The 19,360-nt window shown below is 40.2% G+C and carries 17 protein-coding genes; 6 read left to right on the plus strand and 11 right to left on the minus strand.

Translation table 11 applies throughout. From position 1 onward, the window contains the following. The first annotated feature begins 3 nt into the window (after positions 1-3). Both BUC20_RS22555 and BUC20_RS22560 read left to right on the plus strand, forming a co-directional pair. Positions 4-891, plus strand: coding sequence for a thiopeptide-type bacteriocin biosynthesis protein (locus BUC20_RS22555; RefSeq protein ID WP_073233352.1), 888 nt, complete (start codon positions 4-6; stop codon positions 889-891). Between the two features lie 16 nt (positions 892-907). Next, complete coding sequence (locus BUC20_RS22560) at positions 908-2,854, plus strand: lanthionine synthetase LanC family protein (protein ID WP_073233354.1); 1,947 nt, start codon at positions 908-910, stop codon at positions 2,852-2,854. A gap of 48 nt (positions 2,855-2,902) precedes the next feature. Here BUC20_RS22560 and BUC20_RS22565 read toward each other — a convergent pair whose 3' ends face one another. The 6 genes from BUC20_RS22565 to BUC20_RS22590 form a co-directional block, all read right to left on the minus strand. Continuing rightward, positions 2,903-3,097 carry a pinensin family lanthipeptide gene (locus BUC20_RS22565; protein ID WP_073233356.1) on the minus strand — a complete coding sequence of 65 codons (195 nt, stop codon included), beginning with the start codon at positions 3,095-3,097 and terminating at the stop codon, positions 2,903-2,905. Between the two features lie 227 nt (positions 3,098-3,324). After that, entirely contained in the window at positions 3,325-4,443 is a 1,119-nt protein-coding gene (locus tag BUC20_RS22570; protein WP_200800985.1) for a glycoside hydrolase family protein, read from the minus strand. Positions 4,444-4,535: 92 nt separating this feature from the next. Further along, positions 4,536-5,231 (minus strand): alpha/beta fold hydrolase, encoded by a 696-nt coding sequence (locus BUC20_RS22575; protein ID WP_073233358.1) that lies wholly within the window; start codon positions 5,229-5,231, stop codon positions 4,536-4,538. Positions 5,232-5,476: 245 nt separating this feature from the next. Then, complete coding sequence (locus BUC20_RS22580) at positions 5,477-6,109, minus strand: hypothetical protein (protein ID WP_073233360.1); 633 nt, start codon at positions 6,107-6,109, stop codon at positions 5,477-5,479. Between the two features lie 108 nt (positions 6,110-6,217). After that, complete coding sequence (locus BUC20_RS22585) at positions 6,218-6,556, minus strand: hypothetical protein (protein WP_073233361.1); 339 nt, start codon at positions 6,554-6,556, stop codon at positions 6,218-6,220. Further along, complete coding sequence (locus BUC20_RS22590; protein ID WP_073233362.1) at positions 6,553-6,990, minus strand: hypothetical protein; 438 nt, start codon at positions 6,988-6,990, stop codon at positions 6,553-6,555. Before BUC20_RS22590 ends, BUC20_RS22585 begins: the two co-directional genes overlap by 4 nt. A gap of 278 nt (positions 6,991-7,268) precedes the next feature. Between BUC20_RS22590 and BUC20_RS22595 the strand changes: the two genes are divergently transcribed. Together BUC20_RS22595 and BUC20_RS22600 are read left to right on the plus strand one after the other, a co-directional pair. Continuing rightward, positions 7,269-8,555 carry a hypothetical protein gene (locus tag BUC20_RS22595; RefSeq protein ID WP_073233363.1) on the plus strand — a complete coding sequence of 429 codons (1,287 nt, stop codon included), beginning with the start codon at positions 7,269-7,271 and terminating at the stop codon, positions 8,553-8,555. A gap of 285 nt (positions 8,556-8,840) precedes the next feature. After that, on the plus strand, positions 8,841-9,677 hold the full coding sequence (locus tag BUC20_RS22600) for a DUF6266 family protein (RefSeq protein ID WP_073233364.1): 837 nt from the start codon (positions 8,841-8,843) through the stop codon (positions 9,675-9,677). 32 nt (positions 9,678-9,709) lie between these two features. Here the strand turns inward: BUC20_RS22600 and BUC20_RS22605 are convergent, their stop codons facing one another. Both BUC20_RS22605 and BUC20_RS22610 read right to left on the minus strand, forming a co-directional pair. After that, a complete protein-coding gene (locus tag BUC20_RS22605) occupies positions 9,710-10,642 on the minus strand; it encodes an MBL fold metallo-hydrolase (protein WP_073233365.1) in 933 nt (310 codons plus the stop codon). An 8-nt stretch (positions 10,643-10,650) separates the two neighbouring features. After that, positions 10,651-12,789, minus strand: coding sequence for a carboxy terminal-processing peptidase (locus BUC20_RS22610; RefSeq protein WP_234994576.1), 2,139 nt, complete (start codon positions 12,787-12,789; stop codon positions 10,651-10,653). A gap of 221 nt (positions 12,790-13,010) precedes the next feature. On the opposite strand from BUC20_RS22610, the gene BUC20_RS22615 reads away from it, so the two are divergent. Continuing rightward, positions 13,011-14,216 carry a GAF domain-containing sensor histidine kinase gene (locus BUC20_RS22615; RefSeq protein WP_073233366.1) on the plus strand — a complete coding sequence of 402 codons (1,206 nt, stop codon included), beginning with the start codon at positions 13,011-13,013 and terminating at the stop codon, positions 14,214-14,216. Between the two features lie 19 nt (positions 14,217-14,235). Here BUC20_RS22615 and BUC20_RS22620 read toward each other — a convergent pair whose 3' ends face one another. Beyond that, on the minus strand, positions 14,236-15,351 hold the full coding sequence (locus tag BUC20_RS22620; protein ID WP_073233368.1) for a nuclear transport factor 2 family protein: 1,116 nt from the start codon (positions 15,349-15,351) through the stop codon (positions 14,236-14,238). Positions 15,352-15,551: 200 nt separating this feature from the next. Beyond that, a complete protein-coding gene (locus BUC20_RS22625) occupies positions 15,552-16,787 on the minus strand; it encodes a thioredoxin family protein (RefSeq protein WP_073233370.1) in 1,236 nt (411 codons plus the stop codon). 263 nt (positions 16,788-17,050) lie between these two features. On the opposite strand from BUC20_RS22625, the gene BUC20_RS22630 reads away from it, so the two are divergent. Next, entirely contained in the window at positions 17,051-18,124 is a 1,074-nt protein-coding gene (locus tag BUC20_RS22630) for a PDDEXK nuclease domain-containing protein (RefSeq protein ID WP_073233372.1), read from the plus strand. Positions 18,125-18,207: 83 nt separating this feature from the next. Here BUC20_RS22630 and BUC20_RS22635 read toward each other — a convergent pair whose 3' ends face one another. Then, positions 18,208-19,353 (minus strand): efflux RND transporter periplasmic adaptor subunit, encoded by a 1,146-nt coding sequence (locus BUC20_RS22635; protein ID WP_073233374.1) that lies wholly within the window; start codon positions 19,351-19,353, stop codon positions 18,208-18,210. Between the last annotated feature and the right edge of the window lie 7 nt (positions 19,354-19,360).

Raw genomic sequence — 19,360 nt, forward strand, 5'->3', positions numbered from 1 at the left:
ACTATGAAAAGTAAGTGGTTTGCGATATATATATATTATCCGGGAAATCTGGATTTGATGCTTCAACAATTGATCCATCCCTTTACCAATAGATTTTTCAAAAATGAATCAGATGGGGCTTACTTCTTTATCCGATACTGGGAAAATGGAAGTCACATCAGATTAAGGATGAAAGTGGATCCTGAAAAACAGGAAATGTTATCTGCAGAGATCAGAAACAGAGTCAATGCATTTTTTGCACAATACGCGGATCCGATGCTCCATACCGGGCCCAAAACAGAGTCAGAATCTCCGGGTCATGAGCTGACTTATATCAGCTATGAACCGGAGATAAACCGCTATGGAAATCAGCAAAGTATGCCCTGGGCCGAAGCACATTTCTGCAGCTCCTCCGTTTTCATTTTAGACTGGATCAATTCCCGGAAAGATGGGTCCTCGATATTGGCTCAGGCATTAAGTATACACCTGATGTTATTAGCTGCTACCCAATGGATGTTTCCGAGATTGCTCAGCGTATGTGACCTCTTTATTGATGGCTGGTTACCCAGATTGTATGATCCTGCAAAAGATGCTGCACTGGAAAAAAGGCTCTGGTTAAAGCAGTTTGAATCTGCTTTTGACCGGGCAAAATCACAAATTCTACCTGCTTCAAAGCACTTCTGGGAATCCCTGACCGGGGATACTGCACCGGATAAAGTCAGTCGCTTTCTACAGGAGAACATTAAAATTATGAAAAACTATTCTGCAGCAGGATTTGAAGAAGCTAAATTAAATGAGATTGTCACCAGCATGATGCACATGAACAACAACCGGCTGGGCATCTCCAATTATGAAGAGGCATATGGAGTTTATTGCCTCCGGCGGGCCCTGGATCATATTGCAAACTCTTAAACCCAATTCATTTTATATGCCATCATTTGATCCTAAACAAACTGAAAAGATCAGCGAACAGGTTCAACGCCTTAACAACGACTTGCTTTCTGCTGCAATCAGAGATCATACCGGCCTCTGTTGGCCAAGCCCCTATTATACAAGTACCGGTCAGTTCTCCTTCAAAGAAACGATCGATATTTTTAACGGGAGTAGTGGAATTGCCTTATATTTCATGGCACTTTTTGAATACTCCGGAAGGAAAGAAGACCTGAAAACGGCAGAGGACATTCTACGTAAAGCACTGAAGTCTGAGGAAGTCCTGAAGGCCCGGTCGTTTGGTTTTTATACAGGTATAAGTGGTGTTGTTTATGCCTGCATCCGGTTCTATGAATTAAGCGGAAAAAAAAAATACCTGAATACCGCATTTCGTTTAATCCGAAACAATGAGGAAAACATCATTAACAATACCGTAAAAGCGGATTTTTTAAGTGGATATTCCGGAAGCCTGTTTGTCATTACCTTACTTTATCATCACCTTCAATCCGATGTAATTCTAACGATGATCCGGCAGATGATCACTAGAGTAACTACCGAAGCAAGAATTTCTAAAACCGGATTAAAATGGGACTATGATCGCTCCAAATCTGCCTTTGATAGTCTTACAGGCTTTTCTCATGGGGCCTCCGGTATAGCCTATTCCCTGATGCAGGTGGGGAATTACTTTAAAAACGAGGGCCTGATTTATCTTGCAGAACAGGCTTTGCGATATGAAATGCAATATTTTCATGAGGAATCAGATAACTGGCTGGACCTCCGTCTGGGAAGTTACCGGTTAAGTTTACCCGACGCTCACAGATGGGATCTTAATCTGTTTTTACCGGAGATGAGAAAGGTCAATTCCTGGGCACACGGTGCCGCAGGAATCGGATTAGCCCGATTGTACGCCTGGCAAACCACTGGAAATCCAATATATCTTGATCAATGTAAAACTGCCTTAAACAGGTGCTTGTCGGATATAGAAAAAATGGACAGAACTGATTTTAGTTTATGCAGTGGCTACACTGGCATGATCCCCTTTCTTTTAAAATTTCAGGAACTCAGGGGATACGATTTTAACGAACAACTATGCGCTGTCGCCAGGCAGGCAAAACAGCTATACGAGCAAAAAAACAGTTACAATTCCTATATTTCCTCAGGTCCATTTGATTACGGACTCTTATCTGGCAAAGCAGGAATCGGTTATATGCTTTTACAGCTTTTAAATCCGGAGATGACTAGTGCTGTTTATCCGGCTTTACCACTAAACACGGCCGGCACGATAGTCGATATTGGTCCTGACAAAAAGCTCATACGCCGGGGCATCTTTTTTCAGTATTACCCCAAAACCATTCAATTGCTGGATTTATCTGAACCTGATTTTACAGAACACTTTTATGCTGAAGATCTCTGCGAATTTGAAGACGTTTTAAATCAGAAAATTAATACTTTACCTGATACCAAAGTCCGGAGCATTATGGAGGTATTTAATTTCGAACACCAAAGAACCAGTTGCTGGAAAGCACACAAGGGTTATTTATGTTATGCAAAGAAAAACGAATTCATAAGAAATCAATATCAGCAGTTGTCATTGTTCAGGGATGAAGAATTGTTGGATCTCGAGATGAAATTAGCCGACCATGTGACCTTTTATCCGATCACTCCGGAATGGAGAGCAATCATGGAATTAAAAGAAACTGACCAGGCCGCATTATTTCTCGCTGAAGAATCGGGGATGAATACGATTTATATTGGTCAGCTACCAAAATTAGTAATCAGCCCGCTGGGCAGAGAAGCCGTCAAGGGTAACAAACTGATTAGCGTTATTCTAAATGGCTTTATAGAAAATGATCAACGGACTTCAGCCCTAGATGCGCTAAAGCAGAGACTGATCTCACAAATCAGATCTCTGATCAGGGTTGGAATAATTAGTATTAAAGTATAAATAAGAGGAATCAGAAATCTGACTCCTCTTATTTTATTTAGTTTTGAACTAGCATTGAACTGTAGTACAAATCACCTGTTCCGTAGGATGATGATCATCTGTAGGTACAGTATGTGTTGGTTCTGAAACGTTACCCAAACCACCTGATAAACGTTTGGCAACTTCGCTATCAATACTTGTTACAAAGCTCTCTAATTGCAGGTCTTCAAGATTCAACTTGATTTTATCCATTGAATTGTTCATATGTAATAATTTTAAGAATGATGCCTACTGTGGTATCGGGTTTTTGGCTGTCCCCGGTTGCAACAGGACTAAGTTAGCTATTTGCAACAAAGTTGCAAAACTTATCTTAGTTTTTTTTCATTCTTTTTTTCAATGATTTATTGACTTTACAGTTGACTCATTTAGCGCTCAAAATAAAGAAATCAATACATCAAGATATATTAACATATAGACATCAATATACCGGTCTATTTTAAAGGAATCACCATATTCCAGGACCTGTCCAGCTGATAAGGTTTATCCCCGGAACCTGTAGCGGCAAATAAATGCGTTGGTTTACCATCTTCAAAAAGCAAAAATGGTCTTTCAAAATTTCCTTGTTTTGTACTCGTTCCATTGTCCCATAACACTGTTCTCGAATAAGCCTTCACCGGTTTGGCCAGTTCCCACTTGATCCCATCTTTTGATAAGGCATGAATCCCTCCACCCTCCTCTCCACAAATGTGTCCGAACCGGTCTTTCATGATGAGTTCGAAATGGTCTTTCTCCCACCACACAAAAGGATCTTCTACATCGTTGTCCATTTTTCCGGCACTGTGAAACTGAAACAATGGCCGGTCAGATAACCTTTCATAAGGCCCGCGGAATGAATCTGCCTCTGCTGCTCCCAGTAACAAAGGTGGATTATGGTCCTTTTCTGAAGATTTATACATCAGATAGACCTTTCCCCCGGGCAATACAACAGGTGATGGATTAGAGGTAATAGAAGCATCCCAATGACCCGCCCTGGGTTCTAAAACCGGCTTTTCATTTCTCGTCCATGGGCCGTAAACAGAGGTTGACCAGGCCATGCCGATTCTCTTGTTCATCCAGGATCTTTGGCCGAGTCCGCTACCCCAGACATCTTCCCCTGGTTTTGGAGCAGGATCTTTATAATGGGTACCGAAATAATATAAAACATAATATTTTCCTGACTTTACGATTCGGGCATTGTGTGTGGCACAACCATCAAAAAAACTGTTTCCTCTTGCCGGTAATACCACCTCAGCAAAAGTATAGGGACCAGCTGGTGTTTTTGATACCGCCCGGACAATCTCAGAGTTCGTTACCCAGTTTCCAAAGCCATATTCTTTAGCCCACCTCGAAGCAAACATATGGTAAAGACCATCTTCGCCCTTAACAACTGAAGGGTCCCAGACCCAGTAATCATCCATAGAAAATCCTCCCTTAATTGGAGCCGGCAACATCCGTTCTGGTAAAGACCAGTCATACGAAGGCTGCCCGAATGCGGCAGTATCATTTAATAAAAATCCTGCCGTACCTACTGCGGCACACTTAAGAAAAGTCCTTCTTGTAAGATTGATCATACCATTTCATTTTCCTCTAAAATAAAAAACTCAGGGCTTAATACAGCATCTATTGCCCTATCAAACCCTGAGTTTTTTATTTTTTATTTTCTTTATCCTACTGCTGCCGCTGCTTCTAAAATTAATGCCGTCACCTCTTTTGGATGTGAGGCCAGGGAAGCATGACTTGCATCCAGATGGATGATTTTTTTTGCATTGATGTGTTCTGCCATCTCCTGTTCTGTTTGCGGTGGAATCATATGGTCATGATCAGAAACCTGATACCAGCTTGGTTTGGTTTTCCATGCCGGTTTACCCATCTGGTCTGAGAATCCACTTCCATGAATTGGTTTTTGAGACAGAGACATTACAAGTGCCTCATCTTCCTTTAAATCCTGACAAAAAGATTGATGAAATTCATCGTATTTGATCCACAAAAAACCTTTACTATCCGGATAGATGCTTGCTCCGCCTTTTGGCTGATCTCTTCTTCCAAAAATGCTACCCAGGCTATCTCCTTCATCAGGAGCAAATGCCGCGATATACACCAGGCCGCTTACTTTATCGTGGTTACCTGCACCTGTAATTACTGCACCGCCATAAGAGTGGCCAACAAGTAATACTTTCCCTTCCTGAGCATCAATCAGGTCAGTGGTTTTATCGATGTCATTCTGTAACGAAGTAAGTGGGTTCTGTACCGCTCTTACTTTATAACCTTCTTTGGTTAAGGCAGGAATAACATGCCCCCAGTGTGACCCATCACCCCATGCTCCATGCACAAGGATAATTGTTAAATTTTTACTGCTCATTGTTTTGTTTTAAAAGGTTGATTGAAATAGTATGCTTATAAATACAGTAACATAACAACCAAACTGAACCAAAAGATTTAGCTTTTTCAATAAATCTTTTGCTTCAGTTCCTTCAAAATCCTCCTCCAGTCAAAACCAATTTATTCCCCTGGCTGCAGATAACCGCTTCAGTGAAAGTTCTGACAATTATCGCCATTTACCTCAGGAATTTTCAGCAGTTCTTTCCTACAGATCCGCCTTATCCATCAGATTAAATTAATATCCGAATATTTTTTCTTCAGTGCTTTTTCAGCAACTTTCACCAACTCTTTATCCGCACTGGTAAAGCACCCTTCTAAAAAGCCATGGACAAGATTTCTATCCCATCCGGCACATGCACAGGCCAATCCAATTCTAAGATCACAATATCCGATCTCATGTTTCTGAGGGAATTTTTCAACCATATGGATTAACCTTTCTATCTCTTCATTTTTCAGCATTAGTTTGTCGGCAGCAATACCTCTTAATGCACCGTTAATCACTGAAAAATCACCAAAGGCCAGCAAATCAAATACAGCCGACACATCATGATCTGATGTTCTCATTATTCTCATATAAGCCATTGAGGTATAACAGGTGATCATATCGTGATCCTTATTTTCCCGGCATATCTTATACAAATGCTCCCTTGCAGGTTTATAGCGGATCAGACCTAAACTATTGATCATCATGATTTGCGCTTCCCAGGAATTTACGATACGGGTTTGCTTTAAATAGGCAGCCCACAGGTCATCTCCTGCGATGCTCAACCCTTCTTTTCCAATAAACTTAGCTGCCTTTTTTCTGTCTGCAACTTTGGAAGAAGAGAGCATTTTTTTAATTTCATCTATCTTATCCATTCCTATTTATCAATTAAATTTTCTTCCGATCATTGGATTTGTGCCGAAATCAGGAATACTTTTTTACAGAAAGTGATTAACAGCTGGCATCTACACGATGATACAGGTTTAGGGGATCTTCACTTTAACTTCGGTTCCATTAGGATCAGCAGGATCGTAATAAACAATTAAGGTATCTTTTTCTTTAAAGTCGCCGCTCAATTCACAATTAAAACGAACAACTTTTTCCTTTTTACCATCCATAATTGTCAGGTTATACCTGGCTTGTTTTGCTCCATAACGACTTACCCGTTCGGGTAGCCTTTGATCTATTACTGCTTTTGCAGCAATGTAATTTTTGTATTTTTCTTTCTCAGAATTGTCTTTGTCTGATTGGCTACAGCTCGTGTAAATCAGCGATAAGGTTGTAAAGCTGATGATAACCCAGGTCATTCTGTCCAGGTTCATACTACGACCCATTTATTCTCCATAAGCCAGGTATGCGTATCTTTAATAAATTCTGCTCCATGTTGTGAGACCCCAGGGATTTTATTTTTATATTTTTTTATCGTTTCCACCAAAAAAGTATAAAAAACATCGCCCATAATTAACCGCTGTTCGTCTTTAGACAATGGATGAAATCTGCCATCAATAAAAGGGCGCATGGTTTCCTCCTCAACTAACATATCAAGCCCCAGCATATCATCATCTTTATAAAATCTTCTTTTTGGTTTCCACTCATATGCTTTAGGAAGACATCGAAAACAAATCGCCAATTCAAAAGTCAGCCTATCGTTATACTTCAAAAGTACATCCCGCTCGTAAGCATAAAGCTCATCCTCTATTTCACTAACCTTGCACCATTTGGCACTTGGAGTATCAGACGTTAAATCAATTTTCATATTTTATTTTTTCCTTATCATACTTCCCTAGCACCATGATGTGATTTTTAGTTTTACTCCTCCAAAGGCAGTTTGAGTCTAACACCCGAATTTAACAACAAACCGTACACATATTTAATAATTTGTAAAATTATTTTAATTTTTATATTTCAAAACCATATTCGACACATCATTCGTCAGAATGCTCTCTGTCTTTCTCCACCCGACAGCGTCTCCTTAAGCAAATTTCTAATTGCTATTTAATTAATACCTTAGCCCGATTTCAAGAATTCAACTCCATGTTTAAAATATTGATCCTCCTCTTGCTGATTCCTCAGGCTCCAAAAACAACTGATTACGAGCTCGCGAAAATAATGACTACATTATCAGACCAGCAGAGGACCATCTTATACCAATATGGGACAATATATACCTACAGTGATACCGCCACCGCAAATCGCTATTGGAATGAACATCATACCGGGTTAAATCAGCTGACTAAAGAACAGGCAAATATTTTATCGGCCGATCTGTTAGCCAATACCGAACTGGTTTACAACATCAAACAACCTTCACGTTTACAGTCGCTGATGGGAATATTTACGGCATCACGTCTTCTGATGGGCGCTGCCGCTTTGATTGCAGCAGGCGCATTGTTAATGCTATTGAAGCGCTTCTGGTACAGGATATATGATATGGCCATGAAATATCTGGCTCCTGTATTCCGTTTACTCTTCTCTCCCAGACTACTTCGCATTCAATTGCTTCTTCTATCTATAATTGCAATTTTTCTGGGTCCCGAAATAAATGACCTGATGTTTCGCACCATCGTGCTCCAGCTTGGCCTGGTTTTGTTATGGACACAGCTTACCGCCCTGACTACAAGCAGAAGTTTTCACAAACTATACGAGGATATTTTCAGCAGGCATTACATAGATTTCAGTACCAAAGAAATCTTGCTGCAAATCACCATGCCATCCACCCTTACGTTATTGGCAATGGGATGGTTAAGTTCTGTTTGTAAAGACCCCTGGTATCCCTTTGAAATAACAGCCATAGCCTTAGCCATCGTTTATTCACTTCCACCGGTTAAATCGGCATTACCCATATTCCGGAAATTATTCCTTCCTTTTCCAACGTTCTGCTGGAAGAAGGATTCGGTATTGGCTTCCTATATCATATTAACTATGATCATCTGGATCAGTTTGCTATTTGTTCCAATGGTACCAACAGCAGCAATCGTAACCGTTACATTGGTACTGACTTCATTACTCCTGGCCTTCTCCGCTCATGACTTCTTTATAGGCAAGACCGGTTATAAAAACTACTTATGGGTACAGCTGATCACCATTCTCTGGTTCTGTGCCTGTGTACTTACAGGTAATAAGCTAGGTATTGCTTTTGTCACCTGGTCTGCTCTTGCCGGTCTTTTTCTTTACGTGCTCTTAAAATACTGGGAGCTGCCCACATTGTTCGGCTGGGACTGGAAACATAAACGGGCATTGGGAATTTTAGGCATGGCCTTATTGATATGGTTAATTGCTAAATTGATGAACTATTTTCCAGAGCTCTTTATCTCTCTTTAAATCTCTGTTAAGGATGAAAAGCAGTAAAACCGGGGATGCCCTCCTATATGCTCCCTGTTGAGTTCTGAATAGCTTGATCTTTGCCATGATATTGATGATAGGTTGTTAGGTCCTTGCCAGGTCAAATAGCCCTTTAAAAGATGAAATAAACACTTTCCGGATTCATAAGATATGCCACCTAAAAGCGGACTCATCAGGGAGTGTACAGGTACTTTTCCGAAACTCATTATTTCTTAATTGATAATTTATCTATATATTGTTGTATTATAAATTAATCTATTAATTATGGCAACTTCAAAACCCGGCCCTTATGGCCATCCAAATGGAAAAATCGGAAACATTGTATTTTATGTACTAAACGGACAAAATGTAAGCAGAACCATAGGTGCCCCTGGTAAACCCAGCCGGAAACAATTGGGAAATCAGCAATCTATGAGCGTTACCATGAAACTCATCAAACCAATGAAAGATTTCATCAACATTGGTTTTGGCCTGGAGGCCGCCGGTACGGTCAAAAATGCGTTTAATCTGGCCACCTCTTATAATAAGAAACAGGCTTTAGAGGGTGAATATCCAAACATCAGCGTGAATTATAGTAAAGTGGTGTTGAGTAAAGGTACTTTACCCGCAGCTAAAGACATCAGAATGGAAAAAAAAGATACTGGCGTGCTTGTCAGCTGGGATCCGTATTACCTGGATCGGGAACTCAGGCATGACGACTGTGTCATGATTCTACTGTACTATCCCCTAAGAAGAAAGGTCCGTTCATTTCTTAATGCCGCGAGAAGAGAAGAAGGAAAATACCTGATTGAACTGGAAGAAGAATGGCTAAATGAGCCAATAGAGGCCTATATCTCCTTTAAAACTGCCGATGGCAAAGAGGTTTCAGACAGTTTATATGTCGGAAATCTAAATGGTAAGATGGACAGTCCGGAAGAAAAAAGCAATCGGGAAAAGTATAAAAAGATAAGAGAAAGATTTGAACAAGTTGAGGCTGATTATATCAGGTTACAGCAAAAGGATGAGGGCAGACATACAGAAAGCAAAGCCTTCCGGCATCTCGAAAAGGAATATCAGGTACTTAAAAAGAAATTAGAGAACCTTCCCGGCAAACCTGTTTAAAAACTTCAGACATTGTAAATCGAATCGGATGATCAGAGTTCAAAAACCTGATTAAACCTCGCGATGTGAAATCCTTTTTCAAGAACAGTTTTAGTTTGCGGACTTTTCAGATCCAGCAGGGGATTGGTATGGTTTAAATGAATGAAATGAACCTTATCTTTCTCCGATTTCGGAAGTGATTCAAACAGTTTCATACTTTCCACTACAAAAGGATGTGGGATCTCTGAAATAGGTCTGTTATTGATTTCCTGTCCGTCATAAAACGTGGCATCGATAAAAGCATAATCTACTTTTCTGATTTCGTCGACAATATTTTTGTCCCATTTAGACCATTTGTCAATATCAGGAATAAACAAGGCTTTTTTATGGGGTCCTGTAATGATATACCCAACGGTTTCAGAATACTCGTCCCGGTGAGGCACCTTAAAGGCCTTCACTTTTATATTGGAAGAAAGGACCTGCTCCCCGCCTTCTTCAAGGGGCTTGATCTGAATGTTATTCAGGCTTACCAATTGGCTCCAGGGTCCGTTATTCTCCAGAAACTGCTTCATTTTAGGCATCGCATAGACAGCGACATTTTTAGCGTTAGTCGCTTCTCTGCCCAGGTACATCAGCCCGGTATAATGGCCGATATGTGCATGGGTAATAAAGATGCCATCGGGCAACTCTTTACTCCCTACCCAGGAAGCCTTCTTTAGTATTTTTGTCTGGCGCGAAAAGTCCGGAGTCGGATCAAACAACCAGTTCAGTTTATTTTCCCTGTCAACCACACCAAGAGAAGAAACCATCCGGGTTTTATCCGGATTTCCGAACAAAGCTTTACAGCAGGACTTATTGCAACCAATATGAGGGGAACCTCCATCCTGAACATTCCCTAATATTACCAAAGAGGCCCCTTTCTGTTGTGCCTGTACTTTAAAACAAGTGATCAGGCTCAATAGAAGCAATGCATTTATGACCTTCATAAACAGGGTTATACTTTTTTATTGGCTAAAGAAAGCCCCATGAAATCGGCCATTACTTTAACAGATTCGTCTTCAATAAAGTCAAAAGAATCGTCTTTCGTAGCTTTATCACCTTTTTTGAGCACCGGAAGACCTCTGTAGACCCTTAGCTCATTTCTTCTGGTAAAGTTTTCGGCTTCCTGATCATCACGTTCTTTTTTGATTTTTGCTTCATTTAAAGTTACTGAACGTTCATTACTGCGTTTTTTTGCCTCTGCAAGGTTTTGCTTAAAGAACTTAAAATACAAAGATTCAGCGACACGTTTTTCACTTCTTTTGACCAGTTCCGCTTTTACGGCAGCAAGGTTCCCAAGGGGTTGAAATGTAGCGCTATTGATCACATCCCATGATAAAGCTGAGGGCTGACTGCTTTCGCCAATCTTATCCATCTGGTAGCGGGAAGGAAAAGTAATGTCAGGATTTACGCCTTTATGCTGCGTACTGCTACCGGTAATGCGGTAGTATTTATCCATGGTCAGGTTGATCTGCCCTAAGTTCACCGCTGCAGGATTTGCACCTTTTTCCTTTGTCGTATCGTTTTGATTAATGATGGCTGCCATTTTCTTCAAAACCTCAGGGTTCACCAGCCTGTTTAAATCAATTACCGATTGAACAGTGCCCTTACCGTAAGTCTGACTTCCCATTACAATCCCGCGATCATAATCCTGGATCACTCCTGTAAAGATCTCCGAAGAAGAGGCACTTGAACGGTCTACAATTACACCTAATGGCCCGGTCCATGACAACTCGTCTCCACTCAGCGATTCTACTCTTGTTTTTCCACTCAGATTCTTCACCTGAACGATCGGACCTTTGTCAATAAATAATCCTGCCAATGAAACTGCTTCCAATAAAGCTCCACCACCATTCCCGCGTAAATCCATAACGATACCATCCACTTTATCCTGGTTTTTCAAGGTATCTATCAATCGTTTAACATCACGCGTGGTGCTTTTGAAGTTTTTATCTCCGGCTCTCGCCGCATCAAAATCAAGGTAAAATGCAGGTACATAGATCACACCTACTTTATAATCTTTTCCATTGCTCTTCACCGTCTTCACGCTTTTTTGGGCAGATTGCGCCTCCTGAATCACTTTATCACGGATCAATTCTATAATTACAGGCTCGGACGATAACTCCTTACCATCAGGAATCACCTTCAAACGAACCTTCGTTCCCTTAGCACCCTTAATTTTGGTAATGCTGACATCTAATCTCCAGCCCACAATACTTACAAAAGGAGCATCTCCCTGGGCCACGGCCACAATGCGGTCGCCGGGACTCAATTGTTTTCCTTTTGCCGCAGGGCCACCAGGAACTACACTGACAATTTTAGGCACTTCATTTTCAATCATGAGCAAAGCTCCTATTCCAACAATTGAACGCGACATCTCTTCATTAAAACTTGCCGCATTTGAAGCATTAAAATAGTTCGTATGCGGATCTAAGGAAGCCGTAAACGCATCCATCAGCATCTGAAAAACATCCTGATTATTGATCTTTCCAATCTGGGTTTTTAAATCCTGATAATTTTTGCTCACCGTTTCAACACTTTTAGCCGGTACTGAACCCGCAAGGTTTAAATTGATGAGTTCGTATTTAACCCTTCTCTTCCAGGTATCATTGAGCTCTGCTGTTGAAGCCGGCCATGGCATTTTTGACCTGTCATAAACATAAGTATCATTCTGTCCGAATTTCACATCAGCTTTAGCCTGCACAATCGCGTAATCCAGGCGTTCATTCAATCTTTTAGCGTAAGTATTGTAGATGAAAAAGGGAGCACTTAAATCTCCGTTTTTAAAATCGTCATCAAGCTCATACCTGTATTTTTCAAACTCCTTGATATCAGAACTCAGAAAATAGTTTTTCCCCTGATCTAAAGACTTAATATATTGATCTAAAATGATCGAAGACACCGAATCATTGATCTTAATTCTTTTGTAATTGTAGTTTTCAATCAGTCCAACCACCTCTTTCATCACGAACTGTTGCTGTATATCAGGTTTTATGTTCTTTATTCCTTCAACAACAGGTTGCGTTTTTGGCGGAGCTGCCTGACAAGCGAGTACAGCCGCAGTAAAAAACACAAATGATAACCTTCCTAACATATGCTTAAATAATTTAAAATTCATCTCTAATTTCATGGTATTGACCTCAATTCCAACAGGCTGCGTTTAATTTTCTGAAAATAAGAATAAATCTCTTCCGAAACCAACAAATGCTCAATTGATATAACGACTAATGTAATTAAAAATTCTGCCAATAAAAGAGCCGCAATAAATGCGTTACAAACAAAAAAATGTAAATTGTCCTAATTTCTACAGCACTAATGGTAAAATCTGACAATCTCTCGCCCGACCTACTACAAGACATTGAAGACATCAGCAGGATACCTGTCGTGTCTACCATATTAGAGGTCATTTGTCTGACTACAGGTATGGGCTTTGCGGCCATTGCGCGGGTGACGGAAGATAAATGGGTAGCCTGCTCTGTAAAAGACGACATTCAGTTTGGATTGACCAAAGGCGGGGAATTAAAACTTGAGTCGACCATCTGCCATGAAATCCGGCAAACCGGAAAGGAAGTAGTGATTGATCATGTGAGCGATGACCGCAATTTCTCTGCACACCATACCCCCAAATTATACGGCTTTGAAAGTTATATTTCCATCCCGATTGTACGGAAGGACGGCAGCTTTTTCGGCACACTCTGCGCCATTGACCCTAAACCTGCAAAACTAAACAACCCACAGATCATAGGAATGTTTAAGCTTTATGCAGACCTGATTTCTTTTCACCTGAATGCACTGGATAAAATCAGCATCACAGAAAGTAACCTGATAGAAGAACGCAAAAGCTCAGAACTGAGGGAGCAATTTATTGCAATTTTAGGTCATGACCTCAGAAACCCATTGTCCGCTGTATACAACAGTGCTCAGATGTTGATGAGGTTGCCTCTGGAGGATCGCCCTCAGCGCCTGGTCCGGATTATAAAAGATAGCGCTCACCGAATGACAGGATTGATTGAAAACGTACTTGACCTGGCACGTGGGCGCATGGGTGATGGAATTAGTGTGAGCAAAAACAATGATCAGCCGATGCAAGAAATCCTGGAGGAAGTGATCTCAGAATTTCAGGCCATCTCTCCGGCAAGGATCATCAAAACAGAATACCATTTCGAAGGACCTGTACATTGTGATGGCATGAGGATCGCCCAGCTTTTCTCCAACCTTTTGGGCAATGCCATTACTCATGGTCTGCCGGAAACACCAATCAGGGTAAGAGCAAAAAGTAACCTGACGGATTTCAGTCTATCCATTACCAATTTCAGTGAGAAAATACCTGAAGAAGCCATGGCTCAGCTGTTTCAACCCTTTTCGAGAGGTAAAGTTAAGCCCGGGCAGGAAGGTCTGGGACTTGGTCTTTATATCTCAGCCGAAATTGCCCGGGCTCACCGTGGAAAACTAGAGGTCGTATCGAATGATAAGGAAACTTGTTTCACTTTAAGAATTCCGGTTAATCCAGTAGTGCTTTAATCATCTATCAAAGATCCCTCTATTGGGCATTCTCTATTAATTGTATGATTTTCTTTGCTACGCCACTGGATGATTGAAAGTTTTGTCCGGTAATAATTCTTCCATCAGCTTCAACATGCGAAACATTCCTGGCTGAAAATTTAAATGTTCCGCCTCTTTCTTCTATAGTTTTCTGAATTAAAAAGGGAAAATGCTTAAAATATTCACCATCTTGTTTTTCGTAAACATCAGGATAGCCACTTATTCTTTTTCCCTCCACTAAATATTTTCCGTCTTTAGTTTTTAAATGAGCGATACCGGCGGTACCATGGCAAACTGAAGATATTATCCCCTTATTTTCTTCATATACTTTTAATGCGATATCCTGAATTTCTTTATTTTCCGGCACTTCGTACATCGCACTCCCCCCGCCAATATAATGTACAGCTTTGTAATTTCTATAGTCAATTTCTGCAGGCTTTTGTGTGTGCGCCATCGCGTACATAAAGCCCTGATCATACAGGTACTTTTTTTGTAAGGTATCAGAAGTGTTAATATATGCCAAAGGAATGCTTCCTCCTTCAGGACTTACAAAATCCACAGTATACCCTTCAGTTGTAAAAGTATGGTAGGCATTTACAATTTCCGAAAAACTATTCCCTGTAGGAATCGTAGATTTTCCATAAAAATGGGCATTAGCTACCATAAACAATATGCGCCTACCAGATTTATTTGAGGGCATACTGCTTGCTGATTTGCTGATGATTTTCCATTCGCCCTGAATTTTCTTAAGCAAAAACATATCCATAAATTCCTGCTTTCGCTCTGGTATAAGTATTTCGGCTTTGGCGATAGCGATATCATTATAAATCTCTATTGAAATGATCCTGCCCATCCGGCCATTAAAGGCTCCTTGCTCTCCTTTTTTAAACCATTGCATATACTCAGCAACAGGTACTATCCACATGGGTTTTTCTTTATGACTTAGAAATAAATTAGCCTCCGGATAAAACGCTTTGGCTATAGTGTCAGGCAGATTATAGGAAGTGCCCTTCAGATAATTTCCAATACTCTTTTGAACAGCTGCCTGCTCAGATTGTGCGAATAGCAACGCGGCTTGTAATACAAGCAACAAAGAAAGAAACATTTTTTTCATATGCTTTTTGAAATTTTATTTCTCCCAAAACTAGATGATGCACAACCACAAGCCGGTACAAGTTTATAAAAACGCAGTACTATTTTATAATACCGTACTAAAAACTCATGTTTTCACCTCATTAGATGACACACAAAAGCCCCTTATTCCAATTGAATAAAGGGGCTTTAGGTAATTATTGTAGCAGAAGGACTACCTGTTTACTTTTTATCCCAGGTTTTCTCTCCTTTTTTCATTTTGTCAAGAGTAGCCTCGTAAGTTGCTTTTTCTGCTGCGGGTACCAAAGCAATTGCTTGCTTTTGCATCGCAATCGCTTCCTCTTTCTTGCCCATTTTATAAAGCAGGTTTGCATATGTATCCAGGAAAGCCGGCTCCTTACTTTTGGTATCCTCTACACTGCGTTTACTCCATGCCATAGCAGAAGCTACACATTCGGCATCCTCACAGTTTTCAAATACCGTCCAGGCAAAACTATTCAACATGGATCCATCAACTTCAGTTCCGTATTTTTTCATGTAAGCCAATACTGAAGACTGAAATTTAGGCCAGTTTTTTGTGTTTTGATAAAACTGAACCTGTAAAAGTTCCGTTGATTTGTTCAGGTCTACAGTAGGGTATTTTGCTTTTGCGACCCCAATCAATGAATCCAGATTGGCAGTCGGTTTTCTCAAATGAGGATAGAGCTCTTCCTGAAGAATCACTCCACTCAAAACCTGAGCAGATTTACCTTTACCCAATACCGCATCTACTTTTCCTGGTTCTTTCAACATCAGCTGAAAGCCTTTGCTTTTGCTGTTTTTGGTAAACTTCCCTAAAAACTCCAGGTTGTCTTTAGTGTATAAGTCGGTTTGCGTTTCCAGGTAGGCAGCAGCCACTTTCCCTGAGTTTTCCTGATCATAAGCTTCTGAAGCGATAACGGCCAGTTTCTTTAAGCTTTCCGGAGTCGCATTACCCGCCTCATATTTTTTTAGTAAAGTATAATATTGTGTTTCCGGGCTCAGTGCCTTTTGGGCAGCAGCAATAATGCCATCTGCATCACCACCACCTACAATCCGGTGTACCAGTTCTCCTTGCGGTGAAAAGATCAGAAAAGTAGGATAAGCCTGAATCTTGTAGGCTTTATCAATGGCAGCAGCATCTGCATACCAGCTTTTCACTTCTTCACTGTCCTCTTTGGTCTTATCAAACTGAACCTTTACGTTTACAAAGTTTTTATTGAAAAATGCACCTACTTTTTCCTGAGGAAAAATGGTACTTGTCATGTATTTACAAGGGCCACACCAGGTGGTGAAACAATCTACAAACAGGTATTTGTTTTCCTTTTTTGCTTTTTCCTGTACTTGTTTCCAGGTAAGTCCATGTTCAAAATGGGTTCCTTTATCCTGTGCAATCCCAAGAAAAGGGATCAGGACAAATAATAAAATTAACTTCTTCATTTGATTGGTTTTATTGATGACACGATAGATGGTTTATTATTACAGACAATATACCAACAATCTATCATATAACGACATACATTAACACTAGTTAACACTTCTTCACCTCCTCTGTAAACTCTTCTCAATTCGAACACAAGATAAAATAAATATTAAATTAACTAAAAGTAAAATAAAACAACTAAAAATATGGAATTGTAAAATATATTACTCAAGATTGCATTAGATCAACATGAAAGGGGATCTTAAAAACCTCACAATAAATGAAGCAGTCAAAGAAACCAACCCAGACCAAATCATTAAAAAACGATCACTTTAGTCTTTTTGAAAGTATTAAAACAATTATATCCGAGACTCAGAGTCGCGTTGTCCGGAGTATTAACTCCACAATGATTCTGGCTTATTTTCAAATAGGAAAAATGATTGTGGAGGATGAACAGCATGGAAACCAACGTGCCAGTTATGCTAAAGAAACCATTGCTCAATTAAGTAAAGAGCTTACGAAGCAATTTGGTAAGGGCTACTCTTTTTCTAACCTTGAGTATATGAGAAGTTTTTATTTAGCTTATCAAAATCGAATTCCCCAATCAGTGATTGGGGAATTCAAAGAACGTCTAAAAACCCAGTTAGACAACAACTTACACCCTCCATTTCAGCTGACATGGACGCATTATATTCAGCTTTTAAAAGTCAAAAACGATGACGAACGCAGCTTTTACGAAATCGAGGCTTCAGAAAATAACTGGTCGGTAAGAGAATTGCAACGACAATACAATTCGGCATTATTTGAAAGATTAACCCTAAGTAAAGACAAGGAAACTGTGCATAAGCTTGCTAAAAAAGGTCAGGTACTCGATCAACCCACTGACGCATTAAAAAGTCATTATGTGCTGGAATTTCTCGGATTAAAAGAAAACAGTAAATATTCTGAAAATGATCTGGAGACGGCTATCATAGATAAACTAGCACATTTCATGTCGGAATTAGGGAAAGGCTTTCTCTTTGAAGGTAGGCAACGAAGGTTTACGCTGGAAGGAGACAGCTTTTTTGTTGACCTGGTTTTCTATAACAGACTGCTAAAGTGTTTTGTTCTTTTTGACCTGAAAATTGGCAAATTAACCCATCAGGACATTGGCCAAATGCAGATGTATGTCAATTATTATGACCGAAAAATAAAAACAGCTGAAGAAAATCCAACCATAGGCATTATTCTATGCAAAGAAGAAAACAGAACAGTTGTGGAATTTACTTTACCCAAAGACAATAAGCAGATTTTCGCAAAAGAGTATAGCGCAGTTTTACCAAGCAAAGAAGTGCTTAAAAAACAATTGGAATGACACGCATACGAACAGTAATTAAGTTGAAGTTCTGATCACCTGATAGAGACAAATGTTCAGAACTTCAATCTTATTTATAAGCTTTATTCCCCTTCCTCTCCTCCGTTTTTCATCTTCATCAGAATTGCGTAAGCATTCTTCAAAACAATATTTTTTGCCGGTAATGTTGACTTAATTTCTGTAAAACCTTCGCTTAAAATACCTGGATCCACACTCAGCATTTTGTACTGGTGATTTCCTTCGTCCGTAAACACATAAAATTTATTCTCCCACTTCACCACAGCCTCATCAGGAACGGCAGTAACACTGGCATGGTTTAGTTTTACTGCTGCGTTCAGATAGGTTCCCGGCAATAGTTCCTTCCCATAGTTTTCCAGGTCACAATGAACACTCATGCTCCGGTCGTCACCAATACTCGGACTGATCAGGTGAATGGTAGCCAGGTATTTTTTATCCGGGCTTCTGTTTGTCGTACAGACAATTTTCTGTCCCTCTCTAAGGTTAGCTGCGTCATTCTCTAAAACTGTTAAGTTCACATGAAGTTTTTTCGGGTTGATCAGTTCAAACAAAACATCCGTGGCATTTACATATTTACCAGTGTTCACATTTACTTTAGTGACATGACCATCTATTGGGGAATAGATCTGAATCCTTCTGGAAATGTTAGCTGCATTTAAGGAAAGCGGGTTCAGCCCGATCAGTTGCAATTGCTCCCCTAATGATTTAACCATGATTTTTTGCTGGTTGAAATCGCTCTCTGTTTGCTGGAACAGCTTATCGCTCGTCGCCTTCGTTGCATTCAGTCCTTTTTGTCTGATGTAATCGGCTTCGGCAAATTTAAGTTTGTTCTTAGCCATCAGGTAATCCTGTTGCAGCTGTACATATTGCTGATCTTCGATGGTGGCCAGGACTGCACCTTTCCTGACAGCCATTCCGGGGATAAGACTTGTTTTTCTGATATAACCTCCCAATGGTACGCTGATAGAAAAGACATTTTCTGGTGGTACATCTACCAATCCATTGACGTTTAAAACACTGCTCATGCCTCTTTTCTCAGGCATTCCTGTAATGATCCCGGCGATTTTTTTCTGCTCTGCAGTAAACTGTACCAGGTTAGTTTCCTGCACAGGTGTTGGTTTAACTGCAGTTTTTTCTGCCTCTTTTTCTGCGGTTGTACAGGAAGTAATAAAGAGAAAAAGAGAGAGGCTTAATATGATATTTATTTTCATGATGATC

Source organism: Pedobacter caeni, from assembly GCF_900129215.1.
Lineage (GTDB): Bacteria > Bacteroidota > Bacteroidia > Sphingobacteriales > Sphingobacteriaceae > Pedobacter > Pedobacter caeni.

Coding starts and splice junctions, on each gene's coding strand:
- BUC20_RS22595 (WP_073233363.1), top strand. CDS start 7,269: ATGTTTAAAATATTGATCCTCCTCTTGCTGATTCCTCAGGCTCCAAAA.
- BUC20_RS22635 (WP_073233374.1), bottom strand. CDS start 19,353: ATGAAAATAAATATCATATTAAGCCTCTCTCTTTTTCTCTTTATTACT.
- BUC20_RS22630 (WP_073233372.1), top strand. CDS start 17,051: ATGAAGCAGTCAAAGAAACCAACCCAGACCAAATCATTAAAAAACGAT.
- BUC20_RS22575 (WP_073233358.1), bottom strand. CDS start 5,231: ATGAGCAGTAAAAATTTAACAATTATCCTTGTGCATGGAGCATGGGGT.
- BUC20_RS22585 (WP_073233361.1), bottom strand. CDS start 6,556: ATGAACCTGGACAGAATGACCTGGGTTATCATCAGCTTTACAACCTTA.
- BUC20_RS22625 (WP_073233370.1), bottom strand. CDS start 16,787: ATGAAGAAGTTAATTTTATTATTTGTCCTGATCCCTTTTCTTGGGATT.
- BUC20_RS22600 (WP_073233364.1), top strand. CDS start 8,841: ATGGCAACTTCAAAACCCGGCCCTTATGGCCATCCAAATGGAAAAATC.
- BUC20_RS22555 (WP_073233352.1), top strand. CDS start 4: ATGAAAAGTAAGTGGTTTGCGATATATATATATTATCCGGGAAATCTG.
- BUC20_RS22605 (WP_073233365.1), bottom strand. CDS start 10,642: ATGAAGGTCATAAATGCATTGCTTCTATTGAGCCTGATCACTTGTTTT.
- BUC20_RS22570 (WP_200800985.1), bottom strand. CDS start 4,443: ATGATCAATCTTACAAGAAGGACTTTTCTTAAGTGTGCCGCAGTAGGT.
- BUC20_RS22590 (WP_073233362.1), bottom strand. CDS start 6,990: ATGAAAATTGATTTAACGTCTGATACTCCAAGTGCCAAATGGTGCAAG.
- BUC20_RS22565 (WP_073233356.1), bottom strand. CDS start 3,097: ATGAACAATTCAATGGATAAAATCAAGTTGAATCTTGAAGACCTGCAA.
- BUC20_RS22580 (WP_073233360.1), bottom strand. CDS start 6,109: ATGGATAAGATAGATGAAATTAAAAAAATGCTCTCTTCTTCCAAAGTT.
- BUC20_RS22615 (WP_073233366.1), top strand. CDS start 13,011: ATGGTAAAATCTGACAATCTCTCGCCCGACCTACTACAAGACATTGAA.
- BUC20_RS22620 (WP_073233368.1), bottom strand. CDS start 15,351: ATGAAAAAAATGTTTCTTTCTTTGTTGCTTGTATTACAAGCCGCGTTG.
- BUC20_RS22560 (WP_073233354.1), top strand. CDS start 908: ATGCCATCATTTGATCCTAAACAAACTGAAAAGATCAGCGAACAGGTT.
- BUC20_RS22610 (WP_234994576.1), bottom strand. CDS start 12,789: ATGTTAGGAAGGTTATCATTTGTGTTTTTTACTGCGGCTGTACTCGCT.